Annotated in this window: 24 protein-coding genes, 2 tRNA genes and 1 pseudogene; 15 read left to right on the forward strand and 12 right to left on the reverse strand. The window is 36.5% G+C overall.

From position 1 onward, the window contains the following. The first annotated feature begins 2 nt into the window (after positions 1 to 2). From C1631_RS15585 to C1631_RS15600, 4 genes are all read left to right on the forward strand, one after another. Positions 3 to 1067, forward strand: coding sequence for an HlyD family secretion protein (locus C1631_RS15585; RefSeq protein ID WP_109713262.1), 1065 nt, complete (start codon positions 3 to 5; stop codon positions 1065 to 1067). Then, positions 1060 to 2649, forward strand: coding sequence for an efflux MFS transporter permease (locus C1631_RS15590; RefSeq protein ID WP_165828314.1), 1590 nt, complete (start codon positions 1060 to 1062; stop codon positions 2647 to 2649). Before C1631_RS15585 ends, C1631_RS15590 begins: the two co-directional genes overlap by 8 nt. A 231-nt stretch (positions 2650 to 2880) precedes the next feature. Further along, complete coding sequence (locus tag C1631_RS15595; protein ID WP_109713266.1) at positions 2881 to 3876, forward strand: GlxA family transcriptional regulator; 996 nt, start codon at positions 2881 to 2883, stop codon at positions 3874 to 3876. A gap of 110 nt (positions 3877 to 3986) precedes the next feature. Beyond that, positions 3987 to 4607 carry a DJ-1/PfpI family protein gene (locus C1631_RS15600; protein ID WP_103249973.1) on the forward strand — a complete coding sequence of 207 codons (621 nt, stop codon included), beginning with the start codon at positions 3987 to 3989 and terminating at the stop codon, positions 4605 to 4607. A gap of 76 nt (positions 4608 to 4683) precedes the next feature. Here C1631_RS15600 and C1631_RS15605 read toward each other — a convergent pair whose 3' ends face one another. The 3 genes from C1631_RS15605 to C1631_RS15615 form a co-directional block, all read right to left on the reverse strand. Next, positions 4684 to 5718 carry a S66 family peptidase gene (locus C1631_RS15605; RefSeq protein ID WP_109713268.1) on the reverse strand — a complete coding sequence of 345 codons (1035 nt, stop codon included), beginning with the start codon at positions 5716 to 5718 and terminating at the stop codon, positions 4684 to 4686. A 157-nt stretch (positions 5719 to 5875) separates the two neighbouring features. Next, positions 5876 to 6379 (reverse strand): transposase, encoded by a 504-nt coding sequence (locus tag C1631_RS15610; RefSeq protein ID WP_109713270.1) that lies wholly within the window; start codon positions 6377 to 6379, stop codon positions 5876 to 5878. 14 nt (positions 6380 to 6393) lie between these two features. Next, positions 6394 to 6849 (reverse strand): MarR family winged helix-turn-helix transcriptional regulator, encoded by a 456-nt coding sequence (locus tag C1631_RS15615; protein ID WP_109713272.1) that lies wholly within the window; start codon positions 6847 to 6849, stop codon positions 6394 to 6396. A gap of 283 nt (positions 6850 to 7132) precedes the next feature. Here C1631_RS15615 and C1631_RS15620 point away from each other — a divergent pair. The 4 genes from C1631_RS15620 to C1631_RS15635 all read left to right on the forward strand — a co-directional run bounded on the left by C1631_RS15620 (position 7133) and on the right by C1631_RS15635 (position 9462). After that, a tRNA-Lys gene (locus tag C1631_RS15620) sits at positions 7133 to 7205 on the forward strand. Between the two features lie 177 nt (positions 7206 to 7382). Next, entirely contained in the window at positions 7383 to 8186 is an 804-nt protein-coding gene (locus C1631_RS15625) for a helix-turn-helix domain-containing protein (protein WP_109713274.1), read from the forward strand. Positions 8187 to 8423: 237 nt separating this feature from the next. Beyond that, complete coding sequence (locus C1631_RS15630; RefSeq protein ID WP_103250139.1) at positions 8424 to 9125, forward strand: DAPG hydrolase family protein; 702 nt, start codon at positions 8424 to 8426, stop codon at positions 9123 to 9125. 264 nt (positions 9126 to 9389) lie between these two features. Beyond that, positions 9390 to 9462: transfer RNA gene (locus tag C1631_RS15635), tRNA-Lys, on the forward strand. An 87-nt stretch (positions 9463 to 9549) separates the two neighbouring features. Here C1631_RS15635 and C1631_RS15640 read toward each other — a convergent pair. Continuing rightward, positions 9550 to 10038: a GNAT family N-acetyltransferase gene (locus C1631_RS15640; protein WP_103250264.1), complete on the reverse strand. Its 489-nt coding sequence runs from the start codon at positions 10036 to 10038 to the stop codon at positions 9550 to 9552. Between the two features lie 341 nt (positions 10039 to 10379). On the opposite strand from C1631_RS15640, the gene C1631_RS15645 reads away from it, so the two are divergent. Both C1631_RS15645 and C1631_RS15650 read left to right on the forward strand, forming a co-directional pair. Next, a complete protein-coding gene (locus C1631_RS15645) occupies positions 10380 to 11828 on the forward strand; it encodes a tetratricopeptide repeat protein (protein ID WP_123966705.1) in 1449 nt (482 codons plus the stop codon). Between the two features lie 85 nt (positions 11829 to 11913). Next, positions 11914 to 13335 carry a tetratricopeptide repeat protein gene (locus C1631_RS15650; RefSeq protein ID WP_109713278.1) on the forward strand — a complete coding sequence of 474 codons (1422 nt, stop codon included), beginning with the start codon at positions 11914 to 11916 and terminating at the stop codon, positions 13333 to 13335. Between the two features lie 758 nt (positions 13336 to 14093). Here the strand turns inward: C1631_RS15650 and C1631_RS15655 are convergent. Continuing rightward, a complete protein-coding gene (locus C1631_RS15655; protein ID WP_109713280.1) occupies positions 14094 to 15254 on the reverse strand; it encodes an FAD-dependent oxidoreductase in 1161 nt (386 codons plus the stop codon). 26 nt (positions 15255 to 15280) lie between these two features. Then, the gene (locus tag C1631_RS15660) at positions 15281 to 16036 is read right to left on the reverse strand and encodes a helix-turn-helix domain-containing protein (protein WP_109713282.1); all 756 of its coding nucleotides are present in this window, start codon (positions 16034 to 16036) and stop codon (positions 15281 to 15283) included. Between the two features lie 406 nt (positions 16037 to 16442). Here C1631_RS15660 and C1631_RS15665 point away from each other — a divergent pair, with 406 nt between their 5' ends. From C1631_RS15665 to C1631_RS15675, 3 genes are all read left to right on the forward strand, one after another. Beyond that, positions 16443 to 17237 carry a class I SAM-dependent methyltransferase gene (locus tag C1631_RS15665; RefSeq protein ID WP_109713351.1) on the forward strand — a complete coding sequence of 265 codons (795 nt, stop codon included), beginning with the start codon at positions 16443 to 16445 and terminating at the stop codon, positions 17235 to 17237. A gap of 193 nt (positions 17238 to 17430) precedes the next feature. Beyond that, a complete protein-coding gene (locus C1631_RS15670) occupies positions 17431 to 18012 on the forward strand; it encodes a Crp/Fnr family transcriptional regulator (RefSeq protein ID WP_103250001.1) in 582 nt (193 codons plus the stop codon). A gap of 232 nt (positions 18013 to 18244) precedes the next feature. Next, a complete protein-coding gene (locus tag C1631_RS15675) occupies positions 18245 to 19180 on the forward strand; it encodes a ketopantoate reductase family protein (RefSeq protein ID WP_109713284.1) in 936 nt (311 codons plus the stop codon). A 128-nt stretch (positions 19181 to 19308) separates the two neighbouring features. Here C1631_RS15675 and C1631_RS15680 read toward each other — a convergent pair whose 3' ends face one another. The 6 genes from C1631_RS15680 to C1631_RS15705 all read right to left on the reverse strand — a co-directional run bounded on the left by C1631_RS15680 (position 19309) and on the right by C1631_RS15705 (position 22892). Then, positions 19309 to 19656 carry a 4Fe-4S dicluster domain-containing protein gene (locus C1631_RS15680; protein WP_109713286.1) on the reverse strand — a complete coding sequence of 116 codons (348 nt, stop codon included), beginning with the start codon at positions 19654 to 19656 and terminating at the stop codon, positions 19309 to 19311. A 130-nt stretch (positions 19657 to 19786) separates the two neighbouring features. After that, a complete protein-coding gene (locus C1631_RS15685; RefSeq protein ID WP_109713288.1) occupies positions 19787 to 20110 on the reverse strand; it encodes a 2Fe-2S iron-sulfur cluster-binding protein in 324 nt (107 codons plus the stop codon). 3 nt (positions 20111 to 20113) lie between these two features. Beyond that, positions 20114 to 21166, reverse strand: coding sequence for an NAD(P)/FAD-dependent oxidoreductase (locus tag C1631_RS15690; RefSeq protein WP_109713290.1), 1053 nt, complete (start codon positions 21164 to 21166; stop codon positions 20114 to 20116). A 15-nt stretch (positions 21167 to 21181) separates the two neighbouring features. Then, positions 21182 to 21736: an NADPH-dependent FMN reductase gene (locus C1631_RS15695; protein ID WP_103249611.1), complete on the reverse strand. Its 555-nt coding sequence runs from the start codon at positions 21734 to 21736 to the stop codon at positions 21182 to 21184. A gap of 4 nt (positions 21737 to 21740) precedes the next feature. Beyond that, entirely contained in the window at positions 21741 to 22241 is a 501-nt protein-coding gene (locus tag C1631_RS15700; RefSeq protein ID WP_103249612.1) for a DUF2480 family protein, read from the reverse strand. 24 nt (positions 22242 to 22265) lie between these two features. Further along, positions 22266 to 22892: a superoxide dismutase gene (locus tag C1631_RS15705; RefSeq protein WP_103249613.1), complete on the reverse strand. Its 627-nt coding sequence runs from the start codon at positions 22890 to 22892 to the stop codon at positions 22266 to 22268. Positions 22893 to 23086: 194 nt separating this feature from the next. On the opposite strand from C1631_RS15705, the gene C1631_RS15710 reads away from it, so the two are divergent. Further along, positions 23087 to 23707: a helix-turn-helix transcriptional regulator gene (locus C1631_RS15710; protein WP_109713292.1), complete on the forward strand. Its 621-nt coding sequence runs from the start codon at positions 23087 to 23089 to the stop codon at positions 23705 to 23707. Between the two features lie 337 nt (positions 23708 to 24044). Next, positions 24045 to 25086: pseudogene (locus tag C1631_RS15715) on the forward strand (T9SS type A sorting domain-containing protein); the annotation flags it as partial.

Genomic DNA, 25086 nt, shown 5'->3' on the forward strand with positions numbered 1-25086 from the left:
CAATGAAAAAAAAATATACTCCAACCGATCGTTTAATTACTAAAATTACGGGGTGGATTTCACTACTTATCGTGGCAGCGCTTGTTGTCTGGGGAGGATTTACCCTTAAAAATTATTCCCAATATGAACAAACCAATGATGCTCAGGTTCAGGAATATGTAAATCCTATTATTTCAAGAGCAGGCGGGTTCATTGTAGCAGTTAAATTCGAAGAGAACCAGGAGGTTAAAAAAGGAGATACTTTATTGGTGGTCGATAACCGTGAATATGTTCTTCAACAAAAACAAACTCAGGCCGCCCTTCAGAAAGCCCGTGCAGAATTAAAGGTGCTGGAAAGCACAACCAGTACAACAGAAAAACAGGCGGCTTCAGCCCAGGCTCAGGTAGCAGCAAGTAAAGCAAAAGTCTGGAAACAACAGCTTGATTATAATCGATATGAGAAACTTTACAATGAAGAATCAGCAACAAAACAAAGACTTGAAGATGTAAAAGCCACCCTGGATGTGAATGAAAGCGATTACAAATCTTCTCAGGATATGTATGCTGCTTCTGTTTCTAAGGTACATGATATTCAGACTGAGAAAACAGTTGTTGTGGCAGAAATTGCAAGATTGGAAGCCTTATTGGCCCGTCATAAACTGGATGTAAGTTATACGGCTGTCACGGCTGCATACAATGGAAGAATGGGAAGGAGAACCGTTGAAGTGGGACAAATGATTGATGCAGGGGAAACCCTGGCTTTTATTGTGAATAATGAAACGGATAAATGGGTGGTTGCCAATTATAAAGAAACGCAGATCAGGGATATGCATATTGGAGATCATGTGAAAATAGTAGCAGATTCTTACCCGGACAGGGAGTTTCAGGGGACTATTATTTCATTGTCACCGGCGACGGGATCAAGCTTTTCTTTACTCCCTCCGGATAATTCCACCGGGAACTACGTGAAAATTGTACAACGTATTCCGGTAAGAATCAAGGTAGATGGTAAAAGAAATGAGATCGATATTCTGAAAGTAGGAATGAATGTAAATGTCTATGCGACTAAAAAGCATTTCAATGGCTAGACAAATTCCGATCTTTAAGCGATGGGCTCCGGAATGGCTGATTAAGATTATCCTTTTTTCTATGACGCTACCAGGGATTATTATCTTTTTTCTGCCGCTGTCCAATATTAATGCTGCTGCGGGTTATTATGGAAGTGAACCTGCTGATATTCAGTTTGCAGTGGCTCTGTTCTATGCCGGATATGTAGGATTTTATAGTCTTGAGAGAAGATTTTTTAGCTTTCTGGCAGCTAAGGAGTATTTCCTGATTTTTACAACGCTTCAGATTCTGGCTTGTCTGGTTTGTTATTATACCCGTGATATTTATATCCTTTTTCCGGTACGTTTTCTACAGGGAATGCTGTTTGCAGGGAATGTAAACCTTTCTCTCACTCTCATGTTTACCAGGGTGAGCAGTGAAAGAGGAAGAGAAATCAGTTTTTCAGTATTTTTCGGGATCCTGATTTGTGCTTTGCCTTTTAACAATCTGATTACAGCAGATCTTATAGATTCTTATAATTTTAATATTGTATACAAGACGGCTATCTTTTCATATTTGCCGGGACTTATTTTCCTGACACTTACGATGAGCAATTACAGACCTCACGCAAGATTTCCTCTGTATAAACTGGATTGGCAAAGTTTTGTGCTCTACAGTATAATGCTGGTATTGATAGGGTATATCGCGATTTTTGGTCAGGAGTATTATTGGCTGGAAGATATCAGAATTCTTGGAAGTGTTATAGGAATTATAGGCCTGGGGTTACTCTCAATCTTCCGCCAGAATTCGAATAAAAGACCTTATATTGATTTACGTGTTTTCAGATACCGGAATTTTAAAGTGGGATTAGTGATTCTTTTTATCATGTACATCTGCCGTTTTGCTTCGGGGATTACCAATAATTATTTAGCAATGGAACTGCATCTGGATCCTTTCCATATTTCATACATCAATATTTTTAATCTTTCCGGACTTGTTTTGGGGGTCATTGTCGCTTGTTGTATGGTATTACAGAAGAAAAAAATACAATATATCTGGGTGCCCGGTTTTCTGATGCTGCTTGCATTTCATGCCCTGATGTATTATACTTTTGATGTTCAGGCTGATGAATTTAATTATTATATCCCACTATTTATCCAGGGATTGGGTGTTGGATTAATAATGGTTCCCACTATTATTTTTATTATTTCATCAGTTCCGGTATCTATTGGTCCTTCAGCGGCTGCGACAGCGTTGGCTATACGGTACTTTGGTTTTTGTATCAGCATAGCTTTGATTAATTTTTATGAACTTTTTGAAAAAAGCCGTCATTATAATGCCTTTCAGGATCACCTTACAGCAGTAGATCCGGCTGTGAAAAGTTTTCTTCACCAGCAAACAATAAAGCTGATGGCTAAAGGAATGTCTGAAGGTCATGCTGTAAAAGCAGCTCATCGACTTTTGGTAGCGAGAATGAATGTACAGGATCATGTACGTTTTGCGATGGATTACTATGAAATGATGGTTTGGCTTCTTTCAGGATCTCTTCTGTTGATCATTCTTTTTCCATACCTGAACCGTACAGTTCTTTATTTAAGATCCCGCAAATTATCTCCTGCATAAATGGCTTTTGAAAGAGCATTATTATCATATCCTGAATGAATAAATTGTATAGCTGATTCAGCTTGTTTTTATAGTAGAGTGGTTCGAGACTGCCTTTTTAAGACAGTCTCCTTTTTTTATCATTTTTTCTAATGTATTCCCAGTTTTTGAATCGGTGGCCGAAATAGTCTCTTTTTTGTCATTGCAGACAAATTGCTTTCTCAGTACATTTGTACCTATACAGATCGAGTTATGAAGACCATTGAAAAGAATGTAGGGAAGAAAAATATTGTACTTCTGGTACTGCCTCAGGTACAATTACTGGATATAGCCGGGCCATGCGATGTATTTACTTCGGCTACCCGTTTTCTCGCCAATGATCAGGCCGGATATAATGTTTTTATTGTATCAGGAACCTCAGATAAAATACTGTATTCAAGTTCAGGGATGTCCTTACCATGCAGTCATACTATTTATGATATTGATTTTCCTATCGATACTTTGCTGGTAGGGGGAACGGAACCAGGTGTACTGCATGAAATAAATTCTGATCTGTATACTTATCTCCGGCATATTGTGAAAGAAACAAGACGTATCGGATCTGTATGTATCGGAGCTTTTGCACTGGCCAAAGCTGGTCTTCTGAAAGGGAAGCAGGTTACTACCCATTGGAAGTATGCAGATCTTCTGCAGAAATCTTACCCTGAACTGGAAGTCAATATCAACCCGTTTTTTATTAAGGATCAAAAAATATATACTTCAGGAGGGGTTTCTTCCGGAATAGATCTGGCGCTGGCCCTGGTAGAAGAGGATTTTGGAACGTTTCTGGCCTCAGAAATTGCCCGTCATCTGGTTTTACATTTGAAGAGACCCGGATTGCAGTCCCAGTACGGAAATGCACTTCCGGATTATGATATGATGAGTTCCTTTACAAAAGAAATCAGAGATCTGCTTAAAGATAAACTAGGGCAGGCAATCAGTGTTGAATATATGGCAGACTCGATGCATATGAGTGTTCGCAACTTCTCCAGAGTGTTTGTCAGAGAATCAGGAATGACGCCCGGAAAATTTCTTGAAAAAATGCGTTTGGATCAGGCGAAAAACCTTCTCGAATATACTGATATGGGAATTGAGATGATCGCAGGTAAATGCGGTTTGGGAAGTGTCGTTTCTCTTCGTCGTTTATTTTTGAAACATCTTTCTGTTTCCCCGGCACAATATCGAAAAACCTTTAAGAGAGCAGATTAGTATTTTCTTCTTTTAAATAACACCATTGTGTTGATAATCACTCATTATCAATGGGGGAAAGTCTGTCCTTTTATCAAACAATAATTTTAAATAATAATACAATTTACATTATGAAACACCTGGAAAATGGAAAACCAATGAATGTCGCTTTTTTAGTATATAATCAGGTAGAAGTCCTTGACCTGAACGGTCCCCTTGATGTCTTTGTAAAGGCAAATGTACTGTATCCGGGTAGTTATAACTGCTACACCGTAGGAATAACCCTGGATCCTGTCTGCACAGAAGCCAATACTATGGCGATCGTTCCTACTTATGACATAGAATCATCTCCAAGACCGGATATGATTGTTATTCCGGGTGCCAACCCTGACCAGGTGATGCACTATCTGCACGACGATGATTTTCAGAATACTGTATTAAAGTGGGTGAAAGACCATGCTAACAATGGAACGGTTATTTTCACGGTATGCACAGGGAGCATGCTGCTTTCGGAAACAGGAATTCTTGACAATTACGATATTACAACTCACAGCATGCTATTAGATGCTCTTGAGAAGAATAATCCTAAAAGTAAGATTCAAAGGGAGGTAAGGTATGTTGATCAGGAAAAATTGATTACTACAGCGGGAATTACTGCCGGAATAGATGCTGCGCTTTATTTAATTGGCAAGTATCAGGGGCAGCAAGCAGTAGATAGAATCGTGGAGCTTTTTGAGTATCAGCAGAAGTAGAAGAGTATAAAGATGAAGATTTGCTGATTTATAGAAGAGGTTTCGGCGGCTGAAAGCCGCCGAAACTAACTTTTTATCAAGCTACACCACTTTCAAGAATAGAAAACGTTTGATCTATACAATTGATTTCGGCTAATCTACCGTAAGGCAATGTAAAAGTTGGGCAGGTATGGCCAAAATCCATGCGGGTTACAACAGGCAGATCATATAAGCCTTCTTCATCCAGAACTTTCAGAATTTCAGTTTCATATTCTTCTGTGAATAGATTGTCGTATGGTCTGCCAAAAATGATCCCTTTAGCATTTTCGAGAATTCCCATCGCTGCATAATTTCTTAACCACCATCTTACATATTCAGGTTTGGGTTTATCTTCTGAAGTTTCAAAAAACAAAATGCTGTCTTTCCAGATTTCAGAAGCAGGCCAGTAATCGGTTCCTTTAAGCATTTCCAAAACTTCCATACAACCACCAATCAATGGTCCCTGAACAATAGAATTTCCTCTGATAAATTGCCATTCTGAAGGCGGGGTTAATTTTCTTTTCACATCCTGTAAAGAAACATCAAACCAATCTAGAAACTCTGTTGTCCACCCTTCTTTATGAGGATATACTGGTCCTACTACCGATGATGAAAATAAAGTTCTTTTAATGTCAGATACCTGATAATCATGCATAGCAGCATTTTCTGCAAAGCCCACCAATAGGGATGTCCCATAAAAAGAGCTTAATCCGGCTTTTAAACAGATGAAATGAGTAATTGTACTGTCTGAAAATCCAAGAAATATTTTAGGGTTGTTTTTAATGATATTAAGGTCAATATATTTTAGTATACGGATGCTGTCATCACCTCCAATATTTGAAATTATAGCTTTAACGGATGGATCGGCAAATGCTTCCATAAGATCGTTGGCTCTGGCCTCAGGGTTGTTATAAATCCATTGAGCGGATTTCAAAGCATGTCTGGTTTCTGTAACTTCCAGGTTGAAAATTTCCTTCAGTCTTTGTTTGCCTTTTAAATACCTGTGTGGCAAATCACCGGCACCGCCCCATGACATGGATATCGTAGCAACTTTATCACCCGCTGATAAACCTTTTGGAGTAATTAATTTCATAAATATTTAAATGTTTAAAACTGGAAACAATTATTTGTAATGATCTAACCATTGAAAATTAAACCTGTAGTTAGCTTTTCCGCCATTTCCTTCCAAAAGTAGGGCAACTTTAATAAAAATGCAAGAGAATGAGGAGAAGTTTCAAATGATTAGTTTTTTATAAGCGAGAATTGAATATTTTAATACAAAGAGGAATAAAGCCCATTGAAATTGCAATATAGATTGCTACCCGGATATAATTAAGGTTTCTCCAAAGTGATATTCTGGCTGCTATTTCTTGTGAAATGGAAGATGTTGCGGCTAAATTCTGGAACTGTATAATGTTAGGGGCAAAAAATGTCAACGTCCAGACTCTGACAGCTGCATGAAGGAGAAATAAACCCAATAACCAGTTTCTTACCGGATCAATTTTCCAGCAGAAAATAATCGCGAGGATAAAAGCTATCTCATGCAATGAATGAAGAATAATCCAAAAAAACTTAAGACTCGCCCCTTTTCCATCCTGAAGAAGTTTAAATGTATCGGGTGGGGAAGAAGTCCATTTGGGCACGAATATCAGAGTCTCAAAGATCTGCGCACCATTCATAAGAAAATACAGCAGTGTTGTAATACAAAGCCATATTTCTGCACGGGTTATATAAGTGGCTGTTAAACTTTCCATGGTTTTCTATTGGTTTATCGGTTGTTTAAATGATCTGCAGTTTCTTTCATAAGGAGAGTAGCTTCCCTGAAATAGCGTTCAATGGTTTCTATTTCTTTTTTAGAAAAAGTAGAGATGAGAGCCATTGTTTTTTGCTGTAATTCATCAAAGAGGGGACTCAGCAATTGCATACTGTTTTCAATGTTTGGGAGGATGATTACTTTTCTTCGGTCTTCCTGAATAAACTGTCTTTTAAGAAGACCTTTCTTCTCCAAACGGTCTATCAATCCAGTTACAGCACCGGTAGTAAGGCCTGTCAATTTGGAGATCTCACCTGCTGTTATAGACTCATGCTGCAGAATAAGTCCCAGATATTTATGATCAGCGCTCGAAAGTCCTGCTTTTCTGGCAATAGCTTCATGCATGAAAATTGAAGCGTCAGAATAGGCTCTGCTGGCTTCACGAAAATGGTGTACTGTATCTTTTGGCATTATTTTATTTATTAACTAATTATCTTAGTTGCTAAGATATATATTATTTCTGACTTGGCAAATTAATTTTTTAGGCTAAAAAGGTATTTAATTCTACAGTTCCCATTGTTTCTATGTTTTTTATTAAAAAAAATAAAAAGTGTAATTGATTTATAAACAAGTGTTTGACTTTTTTGATGTAAATTTTATGATAAAAAAGCCCTGGAAAATTTGGATTTAATGAGTGTTTTACTATCTTTGCAGTCCCTTAAACAAAGGGATTTACTTAAAAAAGTAAAGGGCCGACTCGGTAGCTCAGCTGGTAGAGCAATACACTTTTAATGTATGGGTCCTGGGTTCGAATCCCAGCCGGGTCACAAGTAAAAAAGAATTACCTTTCAGTAGTTCTTTTTTTTTGTTTTTACCCATAAGGGTCTTTACTTTTAATTTTACCGGTTTCACGTTGATGGATCTTTAATATTAAAAGCCTTTCCAGAACTAAAATTAGCCGCAGTCCTTTATCTTTGTATTCAGTATGAAAATTGAATTTACAGATGAAATGTGTTCACCAGATCGATTCTTCGAAATTTATTTTATGTAATCTTCAGGACTGCCCGAACCTCTATTTTCAAAACCCTCAAAGAGCCGGATTTTTTGAGATTATTTGGTTTAAGCATAGTAAAGAGGAGGATGATCATGGGAATCAATACATGTATTTGGTACCATTGTATCGCGTAGAAACATTTGATATACAGGATAAAAAAGGATGTATAATTGCCTTTAAAAGAGAATATCTCGAAGAGGATGATAAAGAATTTGCACTGGATGTTTTTAATCTCTTCAATATGCAGGGCCAATATACCAGTTTTCGTTTGGAGCCTGAGGTGCTGGAAACCCTTCAATATGTAAAAGTATTAATGGAAAGGGAGTATAAGCATCCCAATGGAACTTATCTTGTTCTAAAAGCTTTACTGAAAGTCTTCCTTTTAAATCTGATCAGAATGAATCAAAGTTACTTCCTGCATCAGGATGTCGACCAGAAAAGGGTTTACCAGTTTATTATGCTGATGGATAAGCATTACAAAGTACATCGGAAGACCCATTTCTATTCTTCAGAAATGGGGATTAGTGAAAAACGGATCAATCAGATTCTCAAAGAAAAAATGAATAAAACCATCACCCAATTATTACATGACAGGGTTATTTTGGAGGCTGACCGGATATTGACTTCCGGTGATATGACTATAAAAGAAATCGCATTTTATTTAAATTTTGATGATCCTGCCTATTTTTCCCGTTTTTATAAAAAACAGACAGGACAAACGCCTGAAGATTTTAAAAAGCAAATTGTCAATTAATTTCTTTAATAAAGAGCTTAGCCAATAAATACTTTCCATAATCAATTTAATATCCGTTTCCAAATTATCCAATTGGATTAGGAGATAATGCAAGTAGAATGGGATAGATCCTATTTAAATTTGTTTCAGGATTTATGGGCTGATAAGATGAATTGTAGAGGGTGAAATTCACGATCAATATTTTTCAAACTTAATAAGGCTCCAAAATCCAACATATATAAATAAAATGGATTTATCATGGAATTGACAAAAGAAATTGAAAAACTGGTGTTTAAGGATATAGATACCCTTCTATCTCCTAAACCAATGTCTCTTGAGGCAGGTATCAGAAGATTAGAAAATGGTATGTTGCATATTGCGATGCGAAATATACTGCATGGTTGCAATGGAAAAATGCTGGATTGGTGGTTTACTTATTTTGAAACAACTGCAGACCTGAAACTCTGGCACCCTCATGATCATATAAAGCATGGAGGATGGGATAGTCAATGGATTAAGAATAAAAATTATATTGGAGCAACCATACACGCTACAGAATCATTGGGGGATATTCCTCCCGTACCGGCAACTATAAAATTCCATAATCCCACAGAGATTTTTGATTCAGTTCTTTTAAAACAGGCATATGCTAATGGAAGTGTAAGTGCTGTAGTGTACGCAAGAATAGGTTTTGGTGAAAATACTCCCATAGATATCAATGGGGATCCTTTGGATGGTTATATGTTTCATATTATGAGAGATACGGCTCAAGGCGGGATGTTGAGGAGTCATTTTTTTCTGGGAGCCTTAACTGCAGATACCGATCATCAACTTCCTGATGAGATAGGATTCGGGTTGATGGAACATTGTTACAGTGAGTTTACCTACCTCTCAAAAGTTCTTCCCTCACTTTATTATGCAGAGAATGAAAATGGAGACAAAGCTCCGCTTCTTTGGTAATTTCTCCGGAAAGAATTTTAAATGTAGGCTTAAAAACATTTCAAGGATTTTGTATGTCTTTTTTGAGAAAATGATTTCATAAACAGATACTTAAAAATAATAAGATATTTGGATGACAGCAGAAATGTATTATTGCCTTTTCTTTTCCCTGAAGAAAATGTGAAAAAAATGAATAAAATTGTAGAAAAAACTTGGAATTAAAAGAATAATTTCTATCTTTGCAGTCCCTTAAACAAAGGGATTTACTTAAAAAAGTAAGGGGCCGACTCGGTAGCTCAGCTGGTAGAGCAATACACTTTTAATGTATGGGTCCTGGGTTCGAATCCCAGCCGGGTCACAACAAAAAAAGAACTGCTATTTGGCAGTTCTTTTTTTGTTTGTTATAAATTTAAAAACAGTGCTTGAAGAAGTCGTTGGTGTATTCCTATTGTTTCTGTTGAGCCTCTTGGGAATACTGCATGACAATTTCAGTTTTCCGTTTTATAACTTCTTTAAAGTTTGTCTTTTTATAAAAATGATAAGCTCTTTTATTGTCAGGAGCTACCTCCAGGAAAATTTCAATATCCTTAAATCGTTTTCTTGCTTCGTTGATCGTGGAATGAATCAACTCATATGCTATATTTTTCCCCTGGAATTCTTTTTTGACATACATTTGATACAGGCTTCCTGTATAATCTTCATTCTTAACAAATGTACAGATGCCAATAAGCTGCTGATCTGAAAATGCTCCAAAAACAAACCTTCCCAATACCTGATCTTCTATATCATTTTCCATTCCGAATTTTTCTATTTTCAAAGCTTCTTCATGAGTGGCACTAAAAGCTTCAGGAAATGCTTTCAGACTCTCGAGGCGAATTTTTCGATATATTTTACTTTCTGTAGGGGAGAGACTGCGATATTGAATAGTTGACATAATGACGATTATAATGTTTTGCCGGATAAAAATGCAAACATTTTTTGATTGACGAAGGCTAATTTAGAAAAAAATTATATTTAAAGATAATATTGTAAAATTAATTTCGTTAATGATGAAATAATTTATCTCAAAGCAAGGATATATTATTGTTGTTAAAAATATTGTTATTCCTTTTGTAGGATGAATTTGAGAATTATGTATATTTATAATATAAATTGCTTGAAAACGGAATTTTATTTAAGATTGTTTGATCGTTAGATTTTGATAAAGAATGTTCAGTTGAGATGGAACAGCACAATGTGATCCTTATTGAAAGTAAATATATTTATTCAGAAATCATGAAGAAAATTACAATCTATACACTTTGTATAGGTTTGTTATTCTTTGTGATCTCATGCAATCAAAAATCCCGGGATAAGGAAAGGGAAGTTTTTGATGTCTCCCTCATGAATCAGAGTGCAAATTTGCAGCTATCCGGCAAATATGAAGAATTTATTCGTCTTAATACAGAATATCTGAAGAAAGCTGCAAAAATGAAATATCAGGGCGGAAAGGCCCTCTGTTATCTCAATATAGCCGGAGTAAATGTGTCCGCGGGAAACTATGAAAAAGCATTGTTTTTTTTTAATAAGACAGAGAATGACCTGATAAATTCTGAAAATGGCTATCATAAATCTATATTTTATAACGATTATAGTCTATATTTTTCCCATCTTAAATCATATGATAAAGCTATAAAATACAATGATAAAGCATTTTATTATCTGAAAAATGCTAAAGAAACAGATCTTGTAAAGAAGCTTCTTCCAAGACTTTATGTAAACCGGGGAATCTATTTTGCCTGGAAAGGATGGAAAGGAACCTCTCTGAAGAGTTTCCTCAAAGCTAATGCATTGGAAAATTCAGCGTATACCAATTGCATGGTTGCTCAATATTATCTGTTTATGCACCAGCCGGAACGTGCAGGCCTCTATATCACCCAGGCGGACAAAAAAATGCTTAGTCAGAAAACGACTGATGTAGAATCTCTCTGGGTGTATTATACAATGGGGTATTATTATAATGAAGTTAATAACCTTGATGAAGCAGAAAAAGCACTTACAAAAGCATTAGAAATTAATATAAAAACGAAAAGTACATACTCCTCGCATATCAGTGAAGTGTATAAAGCTTTATCTGATTTGTATAAAAAGAAGAATGATGAGAATAAAGCCTATTACTATCTTGAGAAATATATGAAAGAAGAGGGCAGGCTTGATAGTGAACGATTTGCGACAATGAACAAAAGTACTGATGATTTTATTTCAGAGATGAAAAAAGAGTCAGATTGGCATAAAAATGATTTACCTTTACTGATAGCCTTATCTATTGCTGCCATTACTATTTCCGGTATATATGTTCAGAAAATAATAAAGAATCTGAGAGCAAAAAAAAGAAGCCTAAAGCAGGAAACAGATGAGCTTAAAAACTATGTGTTCAACAAAAAAATGAAGGAAATTACTGAGCTTGCCCGGAAAAATGATTCATCATTTTTAAAGAAGTTTAAAGAAATAAATCCCGATTTTATCAATGCTCTTTTAGCTATTAATCCGGATCTTGAAAATTCAGAGCTTACTTTTTGTGCAATGCTAAAATTAGGTTTTTCATCCAAAGAAATAGCGGATTATACTTTTGTACAGCACAAATCTGTTCAACAAAAAAAATATAGAATCAGAAAAAGATTAAATATACAGGGTGATGAGGATATTTATGATTTTTTTGCTCATTTAAAAAAACAAAATGATTAATGATTTAACGAGAGAATAGACAAAAGTAATGTTTTTAAATGGTAACTTATACCGATAATTTTATAGTTTAAATATAGAAAGCACTATGATGCGTATTTTTCTTTCTATTGTTGTCATTATTTTAGTTTCTTGTAATCAGGGGCATACGGAGCATGAAAATGCATTTGATGTTCCTTTGTTGACTCAGAACGAGAAGCTTCGTCTTTCTGGCGAATATGATTCTCTTATTAATCTTAACAGAAAATATTATGAACTGGCCGATCGGATAGACTATCAGGATGGCAAGGCGCTCTGTTATATTAATTTGGCAGAGTTGAATATTTCATTAGAGAACTATCAGAAATCACAGATTCTTTTTGACAAAGCAAAACGAATTTTGGCCGATTCGAAAAATAATCTACATAAAGCCAGATTTTATAATGTATACGGTCGTTTTAATTTTGAACTCAGGAAGGTTGATAAGGCATTTGAATACAATCATGAAGCATTGAATTGTATAAAAGAAACCAGCCCGTCCCAAATTCAAAAAAACCTGCTTTTCAATATTTACCTCAGGCAGGCTCTTTACTTCATAGAAAGAAAAAGAGATGCAGATGCATTGGATAATTTTCAAAAGGCAAGAAAACTTGATAATACAGGATACTCAGAGTGTGCTATCAGTGATTATATTTATATGCATAAAAATATGGATTCTGCCTATGTGTATATATCCATGGCATATCACAAACTTGAAAAACAGAAAAGAGATGATGGAATTGCCTTATATATCAATACAATTCTTGGTGAATACTATTTGGCTGATGGGCAGTATAAAGAGGCCGAAGCTGCATTTAAAAGATCTTTAGAAATAGACAAAAAAACCAGACGTATTTTTGCGTATTATACAAAATATATATATAATGACCTCCGATCACTCTATGAGAAGACCAGACAAAAAGAGAAAGCCTATTTTTATTTGAAAGCCTATACTGAAGCAAAAAATAAGACAAATAAAGCATTACTGAATACAATCAACCAGGATATGGAATCTTTTACTGCCGAAACAAAAGAAGGCGCTGAGAAACACAAGAATAAGATACAATGGGTGATTTTTTTATCCCTTGCTACCTTTTCACTGTTAGGAATATATTCATGGAGAATTGTTGGTCAATTGCGAAACAGAAGAAAAGCTCTTAAAATAGAATCTGAAGAGTTGAAAAGCAGTATGAATGATAATACTCAGAATACACTCGTGGAATTGGCAAGAAAAAATGATCCTGAATTCCTGACCTATTTTAAAGAAGGATATCCGGATTTTGTAAAAAAACTTTTAGAAATTAACCCGGATCTTGAAAATTCTGAATTGACATTTTGTGCGATGCTCAAATTGCATTTTACTTCAAAGGAAATTGCAAGTTATACTTTGGTTCAACATCGAACTGTTCAACAAAAAAAATACAGGGTTAGAAAAAAATTAAATATTCCAACCGAAACAGATATTTATAAATTTTTAGATCATCTTGATTAAAATAAAAAACTGTCTGATTCATCACGTCAGACAGTATTCGAAATATTCTCTTTTCGCCACTTGTTTTTTTTCGTGGTCTTTGATTCAAATTTGTAAAAAAATAATTAAAATAGAAAAAAAGATTATACTACACACGTACTACAGCAATTATTTTTATTTTCAATTAATTAATAATCAGGCGTTTGTGTTTTTGGTGTCATACAATCTACTTTTTGATTACTCGTATTGAATTATTATGATTTCTTTCTTTTTGGGGTCATCAGTGACCATAATTATTATTAACGAGAACATTTATTGACAATTTGCTCACGTATGATTTTCAGGATATTCCCTGGTATAATTGTCTTTTTAATATTTGATATTTTAAATATAATGATCGCTTGAAATTGAATTGTATGTATTTAAATTTTTGAAAATCAGTTTATTTTTCTGCCGCTGTATTCGTGTAGTAGGTCTGTTTTGCTTTTTTTTAAATGTAATATATAACTTTGTGCTTATAGTATGATATAGAGTAATTTTTTTCTATAAAATTAAATAAAAATGAAATTTTGTATTAATTATTGCTTGAGCACTATTGTGAGAATAGCGTGTCCAGTGACAGTGATTTTATGGGAATGGTTTCTCGATTTAAATAGAATTATAATAAAAGGTAATCAAAGATAAAACACAAATGATTCTCCAAAACAGGATCTAACGGAGAAAAGAAAATTAGAGGGAGTGGCTGTCTCAGAATTGAGGCAGCCTTTTTTAAATCAGGATCATGATGCATGTCCGTTAAAAAATTCAAGTATCGTTACCAGCGCTTTTTCAGAATGCATCCGTTCCCCGTTTTCAACCGATTCGTGAATTGCTTTACTGGCCTGCTGGCGCATGCTTGCTTCGTAAGCTGCAATCGCTTCTCTCAATGTACTATATCTGGAGTCTGTCAGATATTCACTTAATTTCAAAGCATCAAGCATCGCTATATTGGCCCCTTCGCCGGCAAAAGGAGGCATTACATGCGCTGCATCACCTATCAAAGTAAGGTTAGATCGAGTTTCCCAAACCTTATCTAAAGGCATATAATAAATGGGACGAGGAATAAAAGGAGTATAAGCATTCTCAAACAATTCATCCCAAATGTCACTCCATTCTGAATATTTTTCTTTAAACCATCGCAGCATTTGGATATTATCCGAAAAATCAAGATCACTTGTTTCCGGCCAGTTTTCATCCGCTTTAAAACTGGCATAAAATCCCAGGTCGCCATTACCTTTTTGTCCGATAAGTATATTTTGAGAATTTCCAAAAGCCATTATTTTACCATTATTGATTAATGCATTGATTCTTGGAGCAGCTGCTTTTGAAACGTTTCCTTCAAGCATCAGTACTCCGGAATAAAGAGGTTTGATATCAGTAAGATAAGGGCGTATTTTTGAATGGGCTCCATCTGAAGCAATAACGAGGTCAGCATATACTGATGTCCCGTTTTTGAAATGAAGTAACCAGCCTTCATTCTGGGGCTCCATCGAAATAAAGTGGCTATCCCATACTACAGTGTCAGGTTGTAAAGACTCCAGTAACATTGTTCTTAAAGGACCACGATCTATTTCAGGACGAAAATGTTCGTGACCAAAATTTTCTTCGGGTTTTGTTTCATGGTCACTGTACAGGATTTCTGCTTGTGGATTGATAATGAGCATTTTGTCGGCTCCCGGACGAAATATTTTTTTAAACTCTTCCAACAGATTTGCCTTTCGTAAAGCAGCTAATCCTGAATCTTCATGCAAGTCAAGTGGAGAACCCTGAACACGGGCATATTGATTGATATCTCTTTCATATACTTTTACATTGGCGTTTTTCAATTGTAAAAGTCTGGCCAGGGTAAGTCCCGCAGGACCACCACCGACAATAGCTATTGATTTGTTGTCTATCAGCATTTTAATTTAAATTTTACAAGGCAAATTTATTTTCCTTTCAACACTGATAATAGTACAAATCGGTCGTTTTTATTTTTTGATAATTCTTTGGGAGCCACTCCCGAAAACTTTTTTACTTCCTTAATGAAATGATTTTGATCGGTATAATTAAGTTCTGGAAAGAGCTTGCCTTGGGCAATATGTTCCAATGATGCTCTGAAACGTAAAATGGTACAGTACGCTTTCAAAGACAATCCAAGCTGTTTGGAAAAATAACGGTTGATCTGGCGGGTGCTCCAGCCCACCTGTTCTGAGAGTTCCTGAACGCTCATTTCACCTTTTGATAAATACATCAACTCAAAAAGCCTGAGCTTTCTTTCATCAGTTTTCACCGGCAATAATTCTTTAATTTTTTCTGTTGCTTTTTTAGAACAAAGTTCAAAATTATGAATATCATTTGCTGTAAAGTCCCAGAAATTGTGAGAAAGTTCCTTTCCGGTGTTTAATAAATCAGCAATGGAAGTTTGCAAAATATATTCAACGGCGATAGGTTTAAAACTAATGATAAAAGCTGTCGTTTTTGGGGGAATTTGTCTTTGTTCAGGATAGGTTTCCAATCCTAAAAGTGTAATATGAAAAGGTTCATTGGGAGATTGAGACAAAAACAAATCAATTCTTCCATCGGGGATTACAACGACTTCTTTGGGTTCATTTGAAGCATTATGAAAAGTGCCCAGATTTTCTACAAAATCAGCAATAGTATGGTCAGGTTTGATAAAGTTGTATTGAAAGTCATTATCCATAACTAGCAAATTGTAGGAATTATTTCAGTTAATGAAGATACGAAAAAAGAAAAGGTATAGAGTAAAGCAATATTTTAGTACAGAAAATTTCGCACACATGAGCAGATTTCCTTGTCAGGATCTGTGTAATTTGCAATATTTTTGTAAAGTTAAATAATATGAGTATTTCCGCCGTATGCATCAGGAATTCGTGTATTCTTGGTCATAATAACCTCGTTCAAATTCCATTTATTCAGATTTGCACAATCTGTAAAATTTGCGAGGAGAATGAACTGGAATGCGATTAGTTTCCAGCCTTTTTCACGAAAACAGGTAGCCATTCCGTTATTGATCCGCAGCAAAGTCTCTATATTTGAATATTATAAAACGTTATAGGTGTTTTATAATGTTAATGAAAAAGAATACTATGCAAGAACAAAAAATTGATTTTCTACATCACAATGAATCTGCCTGGAACCAACAGGCTCTGGAACAAAACGAATGGTCTCAACCGGTAAGCACAGAACTTATCAACGAGGCAAAAGAAGGGAAGTGGGACGTACACCTTACTCCTGAACCTTTGAATAAAGAATGGCTGGGAGATGTGAAAGGAAAGAAAATACTTTGCCTGGCTTCAGCTGGCGGACAGCAAGCTCCGGTATTGGCGGCAGCAGGAGCTTCTGTAGTTGTTTATGATATTTCAGAAGAACAGTTGAAGCAGGATCAAAGAGTTGCAGAACGTGACAGCCTTGCTTTAGAGACTATACAAGGGGATATGAGAGATTTGAGTGTCTTTGAAGATGAATCTTTTGACATCGTTTTTCACCCGATTTCCAACCATTATGTAGAAGATGTGAATCCTGTATGGAAGGAAGCCTACAGAGTTTTAAAGAAAGGAGGAACGTTATTAGCCAGCTTCTTCAATCCGGTTGTTTTTGTAGCAGACCGTAATCCACAGGATATCGCAGATGGGATTATCAGACCCAAATATACTTTGCCTTATGCAGATATCAGAGACCTGAATAAGGAACAGATTGCGAGAAAAATGGAGAATCAGGAAGCGCTGGTTTTTGGACATACGCTCTCTGATCTGATTGGCGGTCAAATGAAAGCGGGTTTTGTGATTGCAGATTTTACAGAAGAAATGCAGCCTCATCCAAGGTTTTTAATTGATAAATACCTCCCGACTTTTCTGGCAACCAAAGCCGTAAAATTGAAATAAAGGCTTTTAATAATCTCCAATTTACCTACATATTACAACCATAGGAAGCGTAATTCTCCTCCTCCGGAAGGGGGGCAAATCTTTTATTTGACGGGGGTATTCCCGCAAAAATAACTTTTATAACCTAATCCCCATGCTTAAAGTATTATTTTTATCTTTGGCCACAGAGACCTAGTATTAAGGCTTTATTTACATGGATAAATCATCAATCAACAATTATTTTCACTCTTTATTTACCATTAAAGATGAGGTGGTGGAAAAGATTACAAAAACGTTCACTTCTTTTGAGTTGAAAGCAAATGATGTTTTACTGGATCAAAATGTCATCAGTACAAAGACCTATTTTCTGGAGAAGGGATATGTTCGTTCCTATATTTTGAATGAAGATAATGAGGAAATTACCACCAATATTTATTCAGCACCCTGTTTTGTGAATGATTTTCTGTCATTTTTCAGACAGCAGCCAACGAAGGAAATATATCAGACCGTAACGGATTGTGTGTTTTGGGAAACAGGTTTGGAAAATGTACAGGATAATTTTCATAATATCCCTGAATTCAGAGAGTTCAGCAGGCTTTTGTTTGTTTTGAATTATTACAATATTCATGACAGGCTCATTGAAATGGCGAGTCAAAAAGCCTCGACGAGGTATTTTAACCTCATGAAAAAAGATCCCGATATCTTTCAGCACGTCCCGTTAAAAGTGATTGCATCTTATCTCGGAATAAAAGACAGCTCATTGAGCCGTATCAGAAGGGATGTTCGTAAAGCATGATATGTTAGGAAGCTGGAAGAGGAGAGCTGGAAGTTACTATTAAACAAAGGATTCATAGATGTTTTTTATGGAATAGTAAGATAATTAGTAAAAGCTGCTTTCAGGTTGTTTTTTAAACCATAAGAACTTGCAGCCTCCAGCCTCGAGCTTCCAACTTAAAAAATAACATTTCTTTTCATTTGTCAAGTGATAGATTCGATTTTGTCACTGATCTTTGCTAAAAAATAATTTCATGAATAAAAAACATATTGTAGTTGTTGGACTGGGAGGAGTAGGTGGCTATTTTGGTTTTAAAATCAATCAAACCAATGAAACTTCGGAGAAATATAAAGTCTCTTTTGTGGCAAGGGGAGAAACATATGATAAAGTGAAAGAGAACGGGCTGGTTTTGCTATCGCCCGAACATTCCAATATCCGGACATATCCTGATGCTATTGAAGGAAAGGTCAGTGGAATCAAAAATCCTGATCTGGTTTTGATCGCAGTTAAAGAGTATGATCTTGAAAATGTTTGCAGAGAACTATTGCCTGTGATTCATCAGAATACCCTATTGCTTCCAATGATGAACGGAGCTGATATTTATGAAAGAATAAAAAAGATTATACCTGATCATATTGTATTGCCAACCTGCATTTATGTCGCTTCCCATATTAAAGAAAGAGGTACGGTAGAACATAAAGGAAAAGCTGGAAAAATGATTGTCGGAAGAGATCCTGAATATTTTTCATCTGATATACAGTGGATTACGGATTTACTGGAAGAAAGTAAGATCGATTTTGATTTTAAAGACAATGCACTAACGGACATCTGGACCAAATTTTTCTTTATTGCCAGTTTTGGATTGGTAACAGCGAAGCATAACTCATCAATAGGTATTGTTTGTAGCGATGCTGAACAGAAAAATGAAGCCACCGAAATTATGAAGGAAATGAAACAGATTACGGATCAGAAAGGCATCGGACTTCCGGAAGATATTATCGAAAAAACATTTAAAAAAGCTTCTACATTTCCTTTTGAAACTCCAACTTCTTTACAGCTGGATGTTCATTCCGGGAAAAAAGAGAATGAGTTGGAATTGTTTGCCGGAGCAATCCTCCAATATGGAAAAGAATTAAATATTGAAACTCCTTTTACTCAAAAAATTTACCATGAGATTAAAGGAAAATAAGTGTTGGCTCAAACCAGATGGATTAACATATGAAAAGGCGGGTTTAACCCGCCTCTATTGATTTGATGTAAGAAATTTAAATATAAAATAAAGCATTCACTTTTTTAGAATTGTTATTTTTAATTGTTTTATGCATGCAGAAACTTTTGCCTGCTCAATAATACCTCTTCACTTTCACGATGATCCGGATCATCAATACAACAATCTACAGGGCAGACTGCCTTGCACTGAGGTTCTTCATGAAACCCCTTACATTCTGTACATTTTCCGGATACAATATAATAAACTTCATCCGAATAAGCTTCCTGATAAGCTCCTGCATCGGCTTCTGTTCCATCCGGAAAAGTTACTTTTCCTGAAAGTTTTGTTTTATCCTGCCAACGCCAGTCGATAGCACCTTCGTAAATGGCTGAATTGGGACATTCCGGTTCACAGGCCCCACAGTTGATGCAATCATCAGTTATTTTAATGGCCATATTGTTTTGGTTTTTTAAGGGTTTGAAAAAGGGATTTCCTCAACATGGTTTCGGAAATCCCTGCTAAACTTAATTAAAGCAGTTCAACAATTTATACATCATAAACTGTGCAAACTTTATTTTGAATCTGTTAATCGGTTGCAATTTCTACGGCAAGCCCGTCCATTTGTTCTGTCAGATGGATCTGACAAGCCAACCTGCTGGTTGGTTGTGTGTTAAAAAGTTCCGAGAGAAGAGCATCTTCTACATCACTTTTTTCCGGTAAAGCAATGGCTTTACTTAGGATAAAACAATGACAGGTTGCACACATGGCCATTCCTCCGCACATCGCTTCCATTGGGAGCTCATAGGCCTTACAGATATCTTTAAGACTGAGACCCATACCGAGCGGACAGATCAAAGTGTGAGTAATTCCTCTTTGATCTGTTACCCTAATCGTAATTTCTTCTTTCATACATTAGTCAATCGTTGCTACTACCTGTTTTTCTGCCTGCTTTTTAGTGCCGTCAAAACCTTCTATACCACTTACTGTTGTATATTTTAACACAAACTTCTTATTAGGATTAAGCCGTTGATAAATACTTTGACAGGCAATAGCCGCTTCATGAAATCCACATAAGATCAACTTCATTTTGTAAGGATAAGTGTTGATATCTCCCACGGCATAGACTCCCGGAATATTGGTTTGGAAATCGGTACTGTTATCAACTTTTATGGCATTTTTTTCCATTTCCAGCCCCCATTCGGCAAGAGGCCCGAGTTTAGGAACCAGCCCGAATAAAGGAATAAAATAATCGGTTTCCAGAGTTTGAAGAGTTCCCTCTTTTTCCACTACAATTGTATTCAAATGGTCGTTACCTTCAACAGCAATAACTTCGGCAGGAGTAATCAGATTGATTTTTCCTTCCTGCTTTAACTTTTTTACCTTTTCCACAGAGTCCAGTGCCCCTCTGAATTCATTTCTTCGGTGAATCAAAGTAAGAGAAGACGCAATTTCCGAAAGATGTATTGTCCAATCCAGGGCAGAATCTCCACCACCGGCTATGACAATATGTTTTCCGGCATAATCTTCAGGACGTTTAACGAAATAATTAACTCCACGATCCTCAAAATGAGTAATATTTTCAATAGGTGGTTTTTTCGGTTCAAAACTTCCGAGACCTCCGGCAATAATCACGGCTTTAGCTCTGTGTCTGGTTCCTTTATCTGTAATAACTTCAAAGAGATTTTCTTCCAGTTTAAGAAGATGTACAGCCGTTTCATTAAAGGTAAAACCTGGCTCAAACTGCTTGATCTGTTCGTAAAGATTATCAATAAGTTCTCCGGCAAGAACACTCGGAAATCCGGGAATGTCAAAAATGGGCTTCTTCGGATATAATTCTGATAACTGGCCTCCCATCTGTGGTAATGCGTCGATAATATGACAATGCATTTTAAGAAGGCCGGCTTCAAATACCGTAAACAACCCTGCCGGGCCGGCACCAATGATCAGTATATCTGTTTCTATCATGTTATGATTGATTTATTATAGTTTTTCAATTTTTTTCGTCGTTGCTATGCTGATCAGTTTGTCAAACTTGCCAGAATAGAGTTCTGAAATTTGTGTGGGATTACCGTTGTCAAACAATGAGGATCTGACAATAGGTACACTAAAGGGAAGTGGCCATGCGCGCAATGATTTGGCAATGGCGTCCATCGCATTGATTCCCTGCATGGCCTGCAACCCATCAGCCCAGCATACTAATCCCACCGTTTTGTCTGTAAGATAAGGTTCATATCTGTTTGCTGTGACTTCAAGCCAGTCCAGGCAGTTTTTCATTACCCCCGGAATACTTCCGTGATAGAGCGGAGCCAGCCAGATATGCAGATCAGCTTCTGTAAACATCTGGGCCATACGCTCTACGGCTAAAGGTGTTTTGGTAAGACTCACGTCAAATAAGGGAATGCCTGAGTCAGCAAGATTAAAAATATCCGTGTAAATACCTGACGCTGTAAGACGATCTGCAAAATAGCGGGAAATAAATCCGGAAGTTGACTCAGCTCTTCTTTCCAGTGATCCGTTGAATAGGATTGCTTTCATTTTGTTATTGTTTGAAAATTACTTTTGGCAGGCCTATTTCGCCATACATCAGACTTTTAACCAAAGGTTTCAGCAGCCCTGCCGCTAACAGATATAATGAAGGGTCGTGGCTTGCCTGGGCCCTTACCACTACTTTCTGGTCTTTATAGGCTTTCAGATCAGCATAGGTAAGACGGCGTTTCCAAAGGTCAAGCAGAACAGTTTCAGCATTGTTTAAGTCAACATGAATAGCATAAGGTGATAGTTTTTCCATGAGTAACATATAAGCCCATGGCGGAATAATAGCATCGGTTGAGCAAATAATTCCTACGGCTTTATCTTTGTACACGGAAAAATCCACCGCAGCAATAGATTCTTTAAATTCCTTCTCCTTGACAATCATTCCCATAAAGAGATGTTCCTTGATATCCAGTTCTACAATTTCTGTGGTAGGTTTATAATCCAGAAGATCAAGTGCGATAATGCCCGAAGCTTTTGCCTTATTAATGAAAGTTCCCTGATTCATAACGGTTTTTTATAGTAAAAGGATTTATCTGATTTTTGAAAGGGCTTCTTCATATTTTCTTTCCACTGCAGACCAGTCAAGAACAGACCAGAACGAGTCTAAGTAATCAGCTCTCTTATTCTGGTAGGCGAGATAGTAAGCATGTTCCCATACATCGATTCCAAGTATAGGAAAACCTCTGTTCATCGTAAGAACATCCATCATCGGATTATCCTGATTAGGAGTAGAACTTACGGCAAGAGAGCCGTTGAATTTGACAAACAGCCAAACCCATCCTGAGCCAAACTGCCCCAATCCTGCTTTTTTCATTTCCGCTTTAAGATTTTCAAGGCTGCCAAAAGTAGTGTTGATCGCTTCATTCAGCTGACCTTCCGGGTTCAGTTTAGGTTGTGGTGATAAAATTTCCCAAAATAATGAATGGTTGTAGTGGCCACCTCCGTTATTTCTTACCGCTGGACTGTATTCACTGATCCTTTGCAATAAGGAATCCAGATCGGGGTTAGTTTCATTGGTTTGCTCCAAAGCTGCATTTAAATTATCAACATACGCCTGATGATGACGTTGATGGTGAATGGTCATGGTATTTTGATCTATAAATGGTTCCAATGCATCATAGGCATACGCTAATTGAGGTAATGTAAATGGTTTCATTCTATTTATTTTTTTGATTAATGTGTGACAAAGGTAACAATATAATTGAATAAAACAACTTTTTGGTTGTTTTATGTGTTTTGTTAAATAGATTTTTAAATAATTGTAAATGAATGTTTTGTAAGTGTATTTTGAAGATTATAGAAAATGACTATATTTGTTGTTGGAAAATAAAACAACTAAATTATTGTCAAATGAAGAAGCCGGCAGCAGATCGTATTCTGATGTTTATCAAGATGAGGGGAGAGGTTACCTCTCTGGTCATCTCTGAAGAATTATCCATCACAAAAGAGGGTGCGAGAAAGCATTTGCTGAATCTGGCTCAGGAAGGCCTTATTGAATCTTCTGTAAAAAGTGAAGGAGTAGGGCGGCCTTCCACTTATTATACGCTTACTGACAAAGGACTTTCTCAATTTCCCGATACTCATGCGGAAGTAACTGTTCAGCTATTACAATCTGTAAAAAATCTTTTAGGTGAAAACGCACTGGATTTGTTAATTACGGACAGAGAAAAAAGTACCTATGATCGTTATGAACAGGCTCTTTCCAAAGCAAAATCTTTAGAACAGCGTTTGGAAGCTTTGGCTCAGATACGAAGCAAAGAAGGGTATATGGCAGAATGGAAAAAAGAAGGCGAAAACTATTTTCTGATCGAAAATCATTGTCCTATCTGTGCCGCCGCAACCGAATGCCAGGGATTCTGTCGTGCCGAGTTATCCAATTTTCAGACGTTAATGGGAAAGGATTACCGTGTTGAAAGGGTAGACCATATCATTTCAGGGGGCCAACGCTGTGTGTATAAAATCAGTCAGTAATAATTATTCAAAGCTTCATTCAAATCCGGACCCTTCATCAGAATAGAATTCTTATTCATTTGTTAGTCGCACTGATGATCAATAATCATTAATTTTTACTTTGGGGTAAATTGTTTTTTTGGGTTATAAAATAGTCAAACTTTATTTTAATCACGTTTTTTTAAAAAACAATTCATAAAATACGACAACTTCTGTCGTACCACAAAAATATATTTGCAATCATCGATTTAACCCTATTACAGGCTGTTGTGGCTGTGATAAAATTCATGTTAATTCACTTTAACATGAGCTTGTAATGATGTTAAAAAGTGTTAAATTTGCAAAAAATAACAGATGTATGAAGAAACTTTATCTCGGCGCACTTGTAGTATGTGGAGCTTTAAGATTGTCTGGTCAGGAAGTAATTTGGCAAAAAGACATCAAATCCTCTACTCAGGATTTTCTGAGCCAGGTCACTACAACGATTGATCAGCAGTACCTTATCACAGGAAGCAGTATCCAGGCTAAAAGCCAGTCACCAGCAGCCAGTAGCCAAAATTCCAACAACGGCTATGATTTTCATCTGGTAAAACTGAACCAACAAGGTGAACAGGCCTGGGAGAAATATTTCTCGGGAAACAACCATGACTATTTATCAGCTACCGTGACCACTCAGGATGGTGGATTTCTGCTGGCAGGAACCTCTTATTCCGGAAAGGGATTAGATAAAAAAGATGATTCCAAAGGCGGAGCTGATATCTGGCTGATCAGAATCAACGAATTTGGGGATGAATTATGGCAAAAAACATTGGGAAGTACGTCCGATGAAGAAGCCAGAGCAGTGATTCAAACCACAGATTTAGGATTTTTTGTGGCCGGAAATATTCAAAACTCATCCAAAGGCTATGGTTCAAAAGACGTCTGGATCACCAGACTCGACAAAGACGGAAAAGAGCTTTCTCAACTGATTTTAGGAGGAAAAGGTCTGGACGAAGTTGAAAAGATGATTCCGACCAGAGATGGAGGAGCGTTATTGGGAATGTATTCGAGGAGTTCTGAGGTTCGTGATGCGGGTGCCGGGGTGCGTGATTCGGGTTCCGGGGTTCGTGATGCGAAGTCTGTTACTTCAGGCCTGAATATCAAAACCCCGAATTCCGAATCCCATTACTCAAAATCCAGCAGCAATTTCGGGGAAGGTGACTATTGGATTATAAAGCTTGACAAAAACGGAAAAGTAGAGTGGGAAAAGAACTTTGGAGGGAAAGGGGATGACCATATCAGGACATTGGCTCTAACTTCTACAGGATTTGTCATTGGTGGTGAATCCAGATCGGAAAGATCAGGAAACAAATCCGTAGGCATCGAAGAAGGAACTGATCTATGGTTGATTGCCCTAAACG

Origin of the sequence: Chryseobacterium phosphatilyticum (genome assembly GCF_002899825.2) — a bacterium.
Taxonomy (GTDB): Bacteria; Bacteroidota; Bacteroidia; order Flavobacteriales; family Weeksellaceae; genus Chryseobacterium; species Chryseobacterium phosphatilyticum.